Consider the following 12,188-nt stretch of genomic DNA (forward strand, 5'->3'; position numbering starts at 1 on the left):
TCGCCACTGGTATGGATTAACGGATTGCATATGACTGAACAGCGCCCTATTGCGGTCCTGGGAGGCGGAAGTTTTGGTACCGCCGTGGCTAACCTGCTGGCCGAGAACGGTCACGCGGTGCGCCAGTGGATGCGCGACCCCGAGCAGGCCGAAGCCATTCGCGTGCATCGCGAAAACCCTCGTTACCTTAAAGGTATCAAGATTCATCCCGCCGTCGAGCCGGTGACCGACCTGCTGGAAACCCTCACGGCCTGCGACCTGTGCTTTGTCGCGCTGCCTTCCAGCGCCTTGCGCTCGGTACTGGCGCCACACGCCGAACGCTTGGCCGGCAAGTTACTGGTCAGCCTGACCAAGGGCATCGAAGCCCACACCTTCAAGTTGATGAGTGAAATCCTCACCGAAATCGCCCCTCAGGCGCGCATTGGCGTGCTGTCCGGGCCAAACCTTGCTCGGGAAGTCGCCGAGCACGCGTTGACCGCCACCGTGGTCGCCAGTGAAGACGAGGCTTTGTGCGAGCGCGTCCAGGCCGTGTTGCACGGCCGTACTTTCCGGGTCTACGCCAGCGGCGATCGCTTCGGCGTCGAATTGGGCGGGGCCTTGAAAAACGTCTACGCGATCATTGCTGGCATGGCCGTGGCCCTGGGCATGGGCGAGAACACCAAGAGCATGCTGATTACCCGCGCACTGGCCGAGATGACACGTTTTGCGGTGAACCAGGGCGCCAACCCGATGACGTTCCTCGGCCTGGCGGGCGTAGGGGACTTGATCGTCACCTGTTCTTCGCCCAAAAGCCGCAACTACCAGGTCGGGTTCGCCTTGGGCCAAGGGCTGAGCCTGGAGGAAGCGGTGACGCGTCTGGGCGAAGTGGCCGAGGGGGTCAACACCCTCAAGGTCTTGAAGGCCAAGGCCCAGGAAGTGGGCGTGTACATGCCGCTGGTCGCCGGCCTGCATGCGATCCTGTTCGAAGGGCGCACCCTGAACCAGGTCATCGAGTTGCTGATGCGGGCCGAGCCCAAGACCGATGTCGACTTTATTTCCACCAGTGGTTTCAACTGAGGAACGCGTCATGAACGATCCCAAAGCTGCCCCCCCATACGAGTCGATTGTCTTGCGCATCCTGTGGATGCTGGTGTTTGCGCTGGTGTGGCAGGTAGCCCAATTCCTGCTCGGTGCGCTGGTGGTGGTGCAATTGATTTACCGGCTGATCTACGGCGCACCGAACCTGGGCCTGATGAACTTTGGCGACAGCCTCAGCCAGTTCCTGGCGCAGATTGGCCGCTTCGGCAGCTTCCACACCGAGCAAAAGCCCTGGCCGTTCGCCGATTGGCCAACCCCACGCGCCCCCGAAGGCGAAGCGGCCCACAGCGTACCGCCGGCACCGCACCCGGTGCGCGATGAAGAGCCGAAGCTATGAAAGTATGGATTCTGCGTCACGGCGAGGCCCAAGCGCATGCGCGCACGGACGCCGAGCGCAACCTTACCGAGCATGGGCGTGCTGAAGTATTGCGCAGTGCTGCGCACCTGATTGGCCAGCCCTTGGGCGCCATCATTGCCAGCCCTTATGTTAGGGCGCAGCAGACGGCGCAGTTGGTGCGCGATGTGCTGGGGTTTGAGCCTGAGATCTGCACGGTGCCGTGGTTGACGCCCGATGGGGATGTCCAGCGAGTGCTGGAGAAACTCGACACCGACGACGACGTGCTGTTGGTTAGCCACCAACCGCTGGTGGGTAGCCTGATCAGTTTTCTGCAGCATGGACACCAGCGCCAGCCACAGCCGATGTACACGGCCAGCCTGGCGGAGCTTGAGGGTGACTTTCCGTTGGCTGGCTTGATGAGTCTGGTGGATGTGAAGAATCCTTAGGCATCGTGCGACGCTGTGGCGAGGGAGCTTGCTCCCGCGACGGCCTGCCGCCGACGCCTATCTCGCTGACACCCCGCGATCCAATTGTGGGAGCTGGCTTGCCTGCGATGACGACCTGACAGGCGACACTGTTATACCGAGTACATATCCACTCCTGCAGTAACGGCCACTTAGAGTTCAACGGCGGGTCACTTTTGGAAAAGGCCCCGGAATTCCGGCCAGCGTGGTTCGACGGGGCGCCTGAGATCAAGAGCAGATCAAGAGCGTCTCGCTTCGCATCGTGGTGAGCGGCAGGCCGTTTCCTTCGTCTGTGCTATACAGTCAACCAAGCAAGTGCTTGGTTGGCTGTATCTCGGATCACAAAGGAGCGCGTCCCATGCCTGTCGCTTTTCGTTTGCCGTTGCAGGTCTTCTTCGAGCGTGAAGCGCGGCACCCGCGCAAAGTCTTCCTCGTTCAGCCCATCGGCGGCGGTGAGGTGCAGGCCCTCACCTGGGGCGAGGTCGGCCACCAGGCTCGTTGCGCCGCGCACTGGCTGCGTGCGCGGGAGTTGCCCCAGGGCTCGCACATTGCGCTGATTTCAAAAAACTGCGCCCACTGGATCATCGCCGACCTGGCGATCTGGATGGCAGGGCATGTGTCGGTGCCGCTTTATCCCAACCTCACCGCGGACTCAGTCGCCCATGTGCTGACTCACTCGCAGGCGCGGTTGGCGCTGATCGGCAAGCTGGATGATTGGTCGGCGATGGCGCCTGGCGTTCCTGTGGGTGTGCCGACTATCAGTCTGCCGCTGTGCCCTCCTGAAGAGACTTTCGATTTCAGTTGGGCGGACCTGCAAGCCTGTTCACCGATCCAGGACAACCCGCTACCGGATGCCGCCAGCCTGGCCACTATCATCTACACCTCCGGTACGACCGGCCTGCCTAAAGGGGTGATGCACAGTTTCGGCGCCTTGGGGTTTGCTGCTTCGGGCGGTACTGAGCTGTTTGGCCTGGGGGAGGGCGACCGGTTGCTGTCGTACCTGCCGCTGTGCCATGTGGCGGAGCGGATGTTTGTAGAAATGGCGTCGATCTATACCGGGCAAACCGTTTTTTTCGCCGAGAGCCTGGAAACCTTCCTCACCGATCTGCGCAGGGCGCGGCCGACGGCCTTGTTTGGCGTGCCGCGCATCTGGACCAAATTCCAACTGGGCGTCTACGCCAAAATCCCGGAAAAACGCCTCGATACCCTGTTACGCCTGCCTTTTATCGGCAAACGCGTCGGCCATAAAATTCTCGCCGGCCTGGGGCTGGATGCGCTGCGCATCGCCCTGTCCGGCGCCGCGCCGGTGCCCGAGGCGTTGCTGCGTTGGTATCAGCGCCTGGGCCTGGATGTGCTGGAGGTGTACGGCATGACCGAAAACTGCGGCTATTCCCATGTGTGTCGCCCAGGTGGGCAAACGCTCGGTTGGATCGGCCAGCCCTGCCCAGGCGTGCAAGTGCGTATCGACCCGTCAGGCGAAGTGCAGGTACACAGTGGCGCGACCATGTTGGGCTACTTCAAGGACCCGCAGAAAACCGCGGATACGCTCACCGCAGATGGCTTCCTGCGCACGGGTGACAAGGGCGAGCAGGACGCGGACGGTCGCCTGCGCCTGACCGGGCGTCTCAAGGAAATTTTCAAGACCAGCAAAGGCAAATATGTAGCCCCGGCGCCGATTGAAAACCGCCTGGCCGAACATGCACGTATTGAACAGGTGTGTGTGGTCGGCGAGGGGCTCAGTGCGCCGATAGGGCTGTGCGTGTTGTCGGCGCCCGGCGAGGACCGCCAAGCCCTCGGCAGCGGCCTTGAGCGCTGGCTGGCACAGGTGAACGCGGGCCTGGACAAGCATGAACGCATGGGGCAATTGGTGGTGGTGAAAGACCAATGGGCGGTGGAAGACGGTTTTCTCACGCCGACCTTGAAGATCAAACGCAACGTGATCGAGTCGACGTACGGGCCACAATTGCAAGCATGGAGCACGCGCGCCGAAACCGTTTTGTGGCAGGATTAGGGCCGTAATAAAACCAACAAGGACAACCGTATGAGCCTGTGGCGTACCCAACCGAATATCGAACACCTCAACGCGATCCAGAAAAACACCATCGGTGAAATGCTGGATATTCGTTTCGAAAGCTTCGACGACGAATCCCTTACCGCCAGTATGGTGGTCGACCACCGCACCCATCAGCCCTACGGCCTGCTGCACGGCGGCGCCTCGGTGGTGCTGGCCGAAAGTGTCGGCTCCATGGCCGCCTACTTGTGCATTGATGCAAGCAAGTTCTATTGCGTGGGCCTGGAGGTCAACGCCAACCACCTGCGCGGCGTGCGCAGCGGCCGGGTAACTGCGGTGGCCAAGGCTATTCATATCGGGCGTACCACCCAGGTGTGGGACATCCGCCTGAGCAGCGACGAGGGCAAGGCCAGTTGTGTCTCGCGCCTGACCATGGCCGTGGTGCCGCTGGGTGAACAACCGCCGGCGCGATAGGCGTGGCGTGAGTGTCATCATTCCTGGCAGTTACAGTCATTGCTGTAAGGGCCGGGCATGGTGACAATCCCCCTCTGTTTTTGTTGATGGAACCTGTATGTCGCAGCACGTGTTTTTTACCCACGCCAATGGCTTCCCTTCGGCCACTTACGGCAAGCTGTTTGCCGCCCTGGCCCCGGAATATGCGGTGGCCCATCTGCCGCAGCACGGTCACGACCCCAGGTTCCCGGTGGATGATAACTGGCAAAACCTGGTGGACGAGCTGATCCATCATCTGGAGCAGCAGCCAGAGCCGGTATGGGGCGTGGGCCATTCCCTGGGTGGCGTGCTGCATTTACACGCGGCCATGCGCTGCCCGCACCTGTACCGGGGCGTGGTGATGCTGGATTCGCCGGTGCTCACCCGCGCAGACCGCTGGGTGATCCGCGCTGCCAAGCGCTTTGGCTTTATCGACCGCCTCACCCCGGCTGGGCGCACGCTTGGCCGGCGCGAAGAATTCACCGACCTGGACACCGCGCGCAGCTATTTCGCCGGCAAGACCTTGTTCCGTGGCTTTGACCCCGATTGCTTTGACGCGTACCTGCAACATGGCCTGCAGCAAGTGGGCGATCGCCTGCGCCTGCGGTTCGACCCAGCCACCGAAATCAGCATCTATCGCGGCGTGCCCCACACCAGCCCGGGCCAGGTGCGCCAGTTGAAGGTGCCGCTGGCCGTGGTGCGTGGCCGCCAGAGCCGGGTGGTGATGCGTCACCATGCCAGCGGTGTCGACCGCTTGCCCATGGGCGAAATGCTCACCATGCCCGGTGGCCATATGTTTCCCCTCGAACGCCCTCAGGACACTGCTGCCTTGATCAAGACCCTGTTCGCCCGCTGGCAGGCCCGTGAGCGCAGTTGCGCATGAGTACGCCCGTCGAAGAGGTACGCCTGAGCCTGCCGCACATCGAACTGGCCGCGCATCTGTTCGGGCCCGAGGACGGCCTGCCGGTAATTGCCCTCCATGGTTGGCTGGACAACGCCAACAGCTTTGCGCGCCTGGCGCCCAAGCTGCGAGGGTTGCGCATCGTCGCTCTGGACATGGCGGGGCATGGGCATTCGGCGCACCGCCCGGCTGGCGCCGGTTATGCCTTGTGGGATTACGTCTACGACGTGCTGCAGGTGGCTGAGCAACTGGGCTGGAAACGTTTTGCATTACTTGGCCACTCCCTGGGCGCCATCGTCTCTCTGGTAGTGGCCGGGGCCTTGCCGGAGCGGGTGACACACCTGGGCCTGATTGACGGCGTGATCCCACCGACCGCCAGCGGCGAGAACGCGGCCGAGCGCCTGGGCATGGCGTTGCAGGCGCAATTGAGCCTGCAGGACAAGCGCAAGCCGGTCTACAACAGCCTTGATCGAGCGGTCGAGGCGCGGATGAAAGGCGTGGTCGCGGTCAGCCGTGAAGCGGCGCAGCTCCTGGCCCAGCGCGGTTTGATGCCCGTACCGGGCGGTTATACCTGGCGCAGCGATAGCCGCCTGACTCTGGCGTCGCCGATGCGCCTGACCGACGAACAAGCCATGGCCTTCGTGCGAAGGGTAGGGTGCCCTACCCAGTTGGTGGTCGCGGCTGACGGCATGCTGGCGAAACATTCCGAATTGCTTTCTCAGCTACCCTTCACGGTTACCATGCTGCCAGGCGGCCATCATTTACACCTGAATGACGAGCCCGGTGCGGCTCTTGTTGCAGACTGTTTCAATCGGTTCTTCTCCACGCCTTGACTTGGCGAGGTCAACTGCCGAGGCTGGGCGGATTGAAAGGGAGTCAACCATGAACACACTCGATATCGCTGTGACCAACATTGGCCAGGGCTCACTGATCCGATGAGCCTGGGTAAAGGATGTATCCGTGCCCTGGGCCTTTGTTGTTTCAGCCCCCTGGTATTTGCCGCCGATCTGCCTGGCAGCCAGGATCTACCGGCGGTAGCCCGTCAGGTTGATGCGCAAATCGTCGATTACCGCCCCGCTGAAGACAAGGAACGCATTTACCCCATGGGCGCAATCCGCAAGATCAGCGGCCAGTTGCGTTATGAAGGCCAGGCCATCGCACGCGGCCCAGCCACTGCAATCACCTATGAATTGCCCGCCGAACACAGCTCCAGCGCCGCCTTTACCGCAACGCGCGAAGCTTTGCAGGCCAAGGGTGCGCAGTTGTTGTTCTGGTGCAAGGCCCGCGATTGTGGCGAAAGCAGCCTGTGGGCCAACGAAGTGTTTGGCAACGCCAAGCTGGTGGGCGCCGACGGCCAACAGGAATACCTGCTGCTACGCCTGGCCGCCCCGCAGGACAATTCCCTGGTCGCGCTGTACGGGATCACACGTGGTAACCGCCGCGCCTACCTGCATGTGGAGCAACTCGACGCCAGCGCGCCCTTGGGCGAGCTGCTGCCCACCTCGGCGACCCTGCTGCGTGAACTCAAAAGTACCGGCGAGCTGGATTTTCCCGCGCTGGGCGCCGAGCCTGACGACACTTGGCTGACCTTGATATCCCGAGCCTTGAACCTCGACACCACCCTGCGCGTGAGCCTGAGCGGGCCGCAGGCCGAGGCCTGGCGCCAGGCGCTGGTGGAGAAGGGCGTGCGCACCGCCCGTCTGGAAACCGGCACCGGTGAAACCCAAGGGCTGCATCTGCATCTGATACGCTAAGCACCACAGGGCGAGCGGACCCGTGCCGTTCGCCTAAGCTCTCTTCCTACAGCCTTCTTTTCGAGATACCCGATGCTCAATAACGATCGCCTGCTGGTGCAAATCCTGCTGCTGGTGCTGTTTGGTGCCAGCTTCTGGGTCATGGCGCCGTTCTGGTCGGCGCTGTTCTGGGGCGCGGTGCTGGCATTTGCCAGCTGGCCGCTGATGCGTTTGCTCACCCGTTGGCTCGGCGGCCGAGAATCCCTGGCCGCTGGCATCCTGACGTTGGGCTGGATGTTGCTGGTGGCGGTGCCATTGGTATGGCTGGGGTTCAACCTGGCTGACCATGTGCGTGATGCGGTGGCGCTCATCAAGGACATCCAGGTCGACGGCTTGCCCGAGGCGCCGACCTGGTTGGGGTCGATCCCCTTCGTAGGCGAGCGTCTGGTGGCGACCTGGGACAGCATTGATCAACAAGGAGCGGCGCTGATGGTGAGCATCAAGCCGTACCTGGGCCAGGTCGGCAATTGGTTGTTGGCGCGCAGTGCGCAAATTGGCGGCGGCATTCTTGAGCTGACCCTGAGCCTGGTCTTCGTGTTCTTTTTCTACCGTGACGGGCCGCGCCTGGCGATGTTTGTGCACCGCCTGTTGGAGCGCCTGATTGGCGAGCGCGCTGGCTATTACATCGAACTGGTGGCCGGCACGGTACAGCGGGTGGTCAATGGTGTGATCGGCACTGCTGCGGCCCAGGCGCTGCTGGCCCTGATCGGCTTTCTCATCGCTGGCGTACCGGGCGCGCTGGTGCTGGGTATCGTGACTTTCCTGCTCAGCCTTATTCCCATGGGGCCGCCGCTGGTGTGGATCCCGGCCACGGCGTGGCTGGCGTGGAAGGGCGATTACACCTACGCGGTATTCCTGGGCGTGTGGGGCACGTTCGTGATCAGCGGCGTGGATAACGTGCTCAAGCCGTACCTGATCAGCCGTGGCGGCAACCTGCCGTTGGTGATTGTGCTGTTGGGTGTGTTTGGTGGGTTGATAGCGTTCGGCTTTATCGGCCTGTTTATTGGCCCGACGTTGCTGGCGGTGGCCTACAGCCTGTTGACAGACTGGAGCGCGAGCCAGGCGCAAGTGCGTCGTGAAGACAAACCGTGTAACTGATCGGTGACTACATAACGGGCCTTCTGTAGGAGCGAGCAAGCTCGCTCCTACATTTTTGGCCTCCCACAGGTGCAGGTCGTGCGACTGCCTTCTTAAACCCTCGGCAACCACATCACCGCCGTCAACCCACCGCCCGGTGTGTCCTCCAGGCTCAGGTGGCCGCCGAGTCGCTCGACGGCCTCCCTGGCAATGGTCATCCCCAAACCGACCCCTCCGGAATTGCGGTTGCGCGAACCCTCCAGGCGAAAGAACGGCTCGAACACCGCTTCGCGCTTATCGGCGGCGATTCCCGGGCCGTGGTCGATCACCCGTATCACCAGGGCGCCACGGCTGTCAGCCAGTTCTACCCGGGCGGTGCCGGCATAGCGCAGGGCGTTGTCGATCAAATTGTTCAGGCATGAGCGCAGCGCCATCGGCTGTACCTGCAACGGTGTACAGGTGCCGGAAAATTTCACGTCGCGGCCTTGGTCCTGAGCGTTTTCACTCAGGGATTCCACCAATGCCTGTACGTCGAGCCAATGTCGTGTCTCGCTGGTGCGCTGTTCGTGCAGGTAGCTCAAGGTGGCATCCAGCATGCCGATCATGTCGTCCAGGTCTTGGCGCATCTGGCCTTGCAACTTGGGGTCTTCGATCTGTTCCAGGCGCAGCTTGAGGCGCGAGAGGGGGGTGCGCAGGTCATGGGAGACCGCGCCGAGCATGCGGGCGCGCTGGCTGACTTGTTCGCGGATGCGCTTTTGCATCAGGTTGAAGGTCGAGGCCGCCTGGCGCGCTTCGCGAGGGCCGGATTCCACCAGGGGCGGGCTGTCGAGGTCGACGCTCAAGCGCTCGGCCGCCGCGCTCAGGCGCTGGATCGGCCGGCTCAGCAGTTTGGCGCCGTACCAGGCGGCGATGATCAGCGAGATAAATTGAAATGTCAGGGGTACCACCGGGCCGCCAAACCAGGGGCGAGGCGTCTTGTGCAAGGGCGTGAGACTGCCGTCCGGTTGTTCGACGAACGCCGCGCGGGGCGGTGGCGGCGGGCCGTAGTGGTGGAACCAGAAGAACGCCAGCACATGGGCCAGCACAATCGCCACCAGCAACAGGCCGAACAGTCGCCCGAACAGCGTATTGAAGGGCGCGCGCATCAACCGATATCCCGGGCGTCGAACAGGTAGCCTTCGCCGCGTACGGTCTTGATCAGTTGCGGAGCCTTGGGGTCATCCCCCAGCTTCTGACGCAGGCGCGACACCAGCAAGTCGATGCTGCGATCAAAGGCCTCGATAGAGCGCCCACGGGCCGCGTCCAGCAGCTGTTCGCGGCTCAGCACACGGCGGGGGCGTTCGATGAACACCCACAACAAACGAAACTCGGCGTTGGACAGCGGCACCACCAGGCCATCATCGGCCACCAGCTGGCGCAGCACGCTGTTCAGGCGCCAAGTGTCGAAGCGGATATTGGCCCGCTGTTCGGTGCGGTCATCACGCACCCGGCGCAGGATGGTCTGGATACGCGCGACCAGTTCCCGGGGTTCGAACGGCTTGGACATATAGTCGTCTGCCCCCAGTTCCAGGCCGATGATGCGGTCTGTGGGTTCGCAGCGGGCGGTGAGCATCAAAATCGGAATATCCGACTCGGCGCGCAGCCAGCGGCACAATGTCAGCCCGTCTTCGCCCGGCAGCATCAGGTCGAGCACCACCACATCGAAGGTCTCCGCTTGCATGGCTTGGCGCATGGCGGTGCCGTCGGTGACGCCTGAGGCGAGAATATTGAAGCGTGCCAGGTAGTCGATCAGCAGTTCGCGGATCGGCACGTCGTCGTCGACAATCAGTGCGCGGGTGTTCCAGCGCTTGTCTTCGGTGATCACCGCGTCTTTTGGCGCTTCGTTTACAGGGTCGCAAGGGGTATGCATAGCGAGGTCATCTGCCTGGTTGTGGCTGTCAGCATAGGCGCCCAGTTCCAGGGCTGGAAGTGCTGGGCGGACGGTCATGTGCGCGAGGCTAGCCGGACGGCGTATTGAGGGCATGTCGTGAATGTATCGGCGCTGAAACAATCATCCTGAATCGCCTATATTGGGCGCTTGATCGGTATTTACCGATCATCGGATCCCGCAACGGCGCTGCTTGCGCTACAATCCGCGCCGATTTCGACTTGCCTGAGAGCCCATTCCAATGTCCGTCTGCCAGACTCCTATCATCGTCGCCCTGGATTACCCCACCCGTGACGCCGCACTGAAGCTGGCTGACCAGTTGGACCCCAAGCTTTGCCGGGTCAAGGTCGGCAAGGAACTGTTCACCAGTTGCGCGGCGGAAATCGTCGGCACCCTGCGTGACAAAGGCTTCGAAGTGTTCCTGGATCTGAAATTCCATGACATCCCCAACACCACGGCGATGGCCGTTAAAGCCGCGGCCGAGATGGGCGTGTGGATGGTCAATGTGCACTGCTCCGGTGGCCTGCGCATGATGAGCGCCTGCCGCGAAGTGCTGGAACAGCGCAGCGGCCCAAAACCGTTGTTGATCGGTGTAACCGTGCTCACCAGCATGGAGCGCGAGGACCTGGCGGGCATTGGCCTGGATATCGAGCCGCAGGTTCAGGTGTTGCGCCTGGCAGCCCTGGCGCAGAAAGCCGGCCTCGACGGCCTGGTGTGCTCAGCCCTGGAAGCCCAGGCCCTGAAGAACGCTCACCCCTCGCTGCAACTGGTGACACCGGGTATCCGTCCTACCGGCAGCGCCCAGGATGACCAGCGCCGCATCCTGACCCCACGCCAGGCCCTGGATGCGGGCTCGGATTACCTGGTGATTGGCCGTCCGATCAGCCAGGCGGCGGATCCTGCCAAGGCGTTGGCAGCGGTCGTCGCCGAGATCGCCTGATTTTTAGAGCGGCAAAAATGTGGGAGCTGGCTTGCCTGCGATAGTATCAACTCGGTATCACTTAGAGACCGAGTTGCTTGCATCGCAGGCAAGCCAGCTCCCACATCTGTTTTCGTGGTGTGTCAGCTGACTTTGAGCACCAACTTCCCGAAGTTCTCGCCATTGAACAGCTTCATCAGCGTTTCCGGGAATGTCTCCAGCCCTTCGACAATATCTTCCTTGCTCTTGAGCTTGCCCTGGGCCATCCAGCCGGCCATTTCCTGACCCGCCGCCGCGAAGTTCGCCGCGTGGTCCATCACCACAAAGCCTTCCATGCGCGCACGATTGACCAGCAATGACAGGTAGTTGGCCGGACCTTTGACCGCTTCCTTGTTGTTGTACTGGCTGATTGCGCCGCAAATCACTACGCGGGCTTTGAGCGCCAGGCGGCTGAGCACGGCGTCGAGAATATCGCCGCCGACGTTATCGAAATACACGTCCACGCCTTTGGGGCACTCGCGCTTGAGGGCGGCGGGCACGTCTTCGTTTTTGTAGTCGATGGCGGCGTCGAAGCTCAGCTCATCCACCAGGAACTTGCACTTTTCGGCGCCACCGGCGATCCCCACCACGCGACAGCCTTTGAGCTTGGCGATCTGCCCGGCGATGCTACCCACGGCACCGGCAGCACCGGAGATCACCACGGTGTCACCGGTTTTCGGGGCGCCGGTCTCCAGTAGGGCAAAGTACGCCGTCATGCCGGTCATGCCCAGGGCGGACAGGTAGCGGGGCAGAGGTGCCAGCTTGGGGTCCACCTTATAGAAACCACGGGGCTCGCCGAGGAAGTAATCCTGCACGCCCAGTGCACCGTTCACGTAGTCCCCCACCGCGAAGTTCGGATGCTTCGAGGCAATCACCTTGCCTACGCCCAAGGCGCGCATCACTTCGCCGATGCCTACTGGTGGGATGTAGGACTTGCCTTCATTCATCCAGCCACGCATGGCCGGGTCGAGGGACAGGTATTCATTGCGCACCAGCACTTGGCCGTCCTGGGGTTCGCCCACTGGCACTTCCTGGTAAGTGAAGGTCTCTCGCGTGGCGGCACCGACCGGGCGTTTGGCGAGCAGAAATTGGCGGTTGGTCTGGGCGGTCATGGCAAGGACTCTTTAGAAATGGAACATGAGTGATAGACC

Annotated in this window: 13 protein-coding genes; 10 read left to right on the top strand and 3 right to left on the bottom strand. The window is 62.3% G+C overall.

The features are described from left to right. Window positions 1-30: 30 nt before the first annotated feature. The 9 genes from HU730_RS00240 to HU730_RS00280 all read left to right on the top strand — a co-directional run bounded on the left by HU730_RS00240 (window position 31) and on the right by HU730_RS00280 (window position 8,173). A complete protein-coding gene (locus tag HU730_RS00240; RefSeq protein ID WP_034127205.1) occupies window positions 31-1,056 on the top strand; it encodes an NAD(P)H-dependent glycerol-3-phosphate dehydrogenase in 1,026 nt (341 codons plus the stop codon). Between the two features lie 10 nt (window positions 1,057-1,066). After that, window positions 1,067-1,414, top strand: coding sequence for a DUF4389 domain-containing protein (locus HU730_RS00245; RefSeq protein ID WP_003190047.1), 348 nt, complete (start codon window positions 1,067-1,069; stop codon window positions 1,412-1,414). Continuing rightward, window positions 1,411-1,860 carry a phosphohistidine phosphatase SixA gene (sixA, locus tag HU730_RS00250; RefSeq protein ID WP_034127206.1) on the top strand — a complete coding sequence of 150 codons (450 nt, stop codon included), beginning with the start codon at window positions 1,411-1,413 and terminating at the stop codon, window positions 1,858-1,860. The genes HU730_RS00245 and sixA overlap by 4 nt, the downstream gene beginning before the upstream one ends. 376 nt (window positions 1,861-2,236) lie before the next feature. Continuing rightward, a complete protein-coding gene (locus HU730_RS00255; protein ID WP_186526671.1) occupies window positions 2,237-3,889 on the top strand; it encodes an AMP-binding protein in 1,653 nt (550 codons plus the stop codon). A 30-nt stretch (window positions 3,890-3,919) separates the two neighbouring features. Beyond that, window positions 3,920-4,363, top strand: coding sequence for a hotdog fold thioesterase (locus tag HU730_RS00260; RefSeq protein ID WP_014717751.1), 444 nt, complete (start codon window positions 3,920-3,922; stop codon window positions 4,361-4,363). A 97-nt stretch (window positions 4,364-4,460) separates the two neighbouring features. After that, on the top strand, window positions 4,461-5,264 hold the full coding sequence (locus HU730_RS00265) for an alpha/beta hydrolase (protein WP_044273029.1): 804 nt from the start codon (window positions 4,461-4,463) through the stop codon (window positions 5,262-5,264). Then, window positions 5,261-6,115, top strand: coding sequence for an alpha/beta hydrolase (locus HU730_RS00270; protein ID WP_186526672.1), 855 nt, complete (start codon window positions 5,261-5,263; stop codon window positions 6,113-6,115). The genes HU730_RS00265 and HU730_RS00270 overlap by 4 nt, the downstream gene beginning before the upstream one ends. A 102-nt stretch (window positions 6,116-6,217) precedes the next feature. Beyond that, window positions 6,218-7,036 carry a DUF4892 domain-containing protein gene (locus HU730_RS00275; RefSeq protein ID WP_054920057.1) on the top strand — a complete coding sequence of 273 codons (819 nt, stop codon included), beginning with the start codon at window positions 6,218-6,220 and terminating at the stop codon, window positions 7,034-7,036. Between the two features lie 72 nt (window positions 7,037-7,108). Then, complete coding sequence (locus HU730_RS00280; protein ID WP_003190063.1) at window positions 7,109-8,173, top strand: AI-2E family transporter; 1,065 nt, start codon at window positions 7,109-7,111, stop codon at window positions 8,171-8,173. 92 nt (window positions 8,174-8,265) lie between these two features. Here HU730_RS00280 and HU730_RS00285 read toward each other — a convergent pair whose 3' ends face one another. Beyond that, on the bottom strand, window positions 8,266-9,297 hold the full coding sequence (locus HU730_RS00285; RefSeq protein ID WP_186526673.1) for an ATP-binding protein: 1,032 nt from the start codon (window positions 9,295-9,297) through the stop codon (window positions 8,266-8,268). Continuing rightward, window positions 9,297-10,061, bottom strand: a complete 765-nt coding sequence (locus HU730_RS00290) for a response regulator (RefSeq protein WP_186526677.1) — start codon at window positions 10,059-10,061, stop codon at window positions 9,297-9,299. The genes HU730_RS00285 and HU730_RS00290 overlap by 1 nt, the downstream gene beginning before the upstream one ends. A 259-nt stretch (window positions 10,062-10,320) precedes the next feature. On the opposite strand from HU730_RS00290, the gene pyrF reads away from it, so the two are divergent. Further along, window positions 10,321-11,019, top strand: a complete 699-nt coding sequence (pyrF, locus tag HU730_RS00295) for an orotidine-5'-phosphate decarboxylase (protein ID WP_003190068.1) — start codon at window positions 10,321-10,323, stop codon at window positions 11,017-11,019. Between the two features lie 122 nt (window positions 11,020-11,141). Here the strand turns inward: pyrF and HU730_RS00300 are convergent, their stop codons facing one another. Beyond that, complete coding sequence (locus tag HU730_RS00300; protein ID WP_096142942.1) at window positions 11,142-12,149, bottom strand: NADP-dependent oxidoreductase; 1,008 nt, start codon at window positions 12,147-12,149, stop codon at window positions 11,142-11,144. Window positions 12,150-12,188 lie beyond the last annotated feature (39 nt).

The organism is Pseudomonas sp. SWRI22 (assembly GCF_014268395.2).
GTDB lineage: Bacteria > Pseudomonadota > Gammaproteobacteria > Pseudomonadales > Pseudomonadaceae > Aquipseudomonas > Aquipseudomonas paracarnis.

Excerpts from the sequence above, each read along its gene's own strand:
- HU730_RS00240 (WP_034127205.1), top strand. The coding sequence starts at position 31 with ATGACTGAACAGCGCCCTATTGCGGTCCTGGGAGGCGGAAGTTTTGGT.
- HU730_RS00245 (WP_003190047.1), top strand. The coding sequence starts at position 1,067 with ATGAACGATCCCAAAGCTGCCCCCCCATACGAGTCGATTGTCTTGCGC.
- sixA (WP_034127206.1), top strand. The coding sequence starts at position 1,411 with ATGAAAGTATGGATTCTGCGTCACGGCGAGGCCCAAGCGCATGCGCGC.
- HU730_RS00255 (WP_186526671.1), top strand. The coding sequence starts at position 2,237 with ATGCCTGTCGCTTTTCGTTTGCCGTTGCAGGTCTTCTTCGAGCGTGAA.
- HU730_RS00260 (WP_014717751.1), top strand. The coding sequence starts at position 3,920 with ATGAGCCTGTGGCGTACCCAACCGAATATCGAACACCTCAACGCGATC.
- HU730_RS00265 (WP_044273029.1), top strand. The coding sequence starts at position 4,461 with ATGTCGCAGCACGTGTTTTTTACCCACGCCAATGGCTTCCCTTCGGCC.
- HU730_RS00270 (WP_186526672.1), top strand. The coding sequence starts at position 5,261 with ATGAGTACGCCCGTCGAAGAGGTACGCCTGAGCCTGCCGCACATCGAA.
- HU730_RS00275 (WP_054920057.1), top strand. The coding sequence starts at position 6,218 with ATGAGCCTGGGTAAAGGATGTATCCGTGCCCTGGGCCTTTGTTGTTTC.
- HU730_RS00280 (WP_003190063.1), top strand. The coding sequence starts at position 7,109 with ATGCTCAATAACGATCGCCTGCTGGTGCAAATCCTGCTGCTGGTGCTG.
- HU730_RS00285 (WP_186526673.1), bottom strand. The coding sequence starts at position 9,297 with ATGCGCGCGCCCTTCAATACGCTGTTCGGGCGACTGTTCGGCCTGTTG.
- HU730_RS00290 (WP_186526677.1), bottom strand. The coding sequence starts at position 10,061 with ATGCATACCCCTTGCGACCCTGTAAACGAAGCGCCAAAAGACGCGGTG.
- pyrF (WP_003190068.1), top strand. The coding sequence starts at position 10,321 with ATGTCCGTCTGCCAGACTCCTATCATCGTCGCCCTGGATTACCCCACC.
- HU730_RS00300 (WP_096142942.1), bottom strand. The coding sequence starts at position 12,149 with ATGACCGCCCAGACCAACCGCCAATTTCTGCTCGCCAAACGCCCGGTC.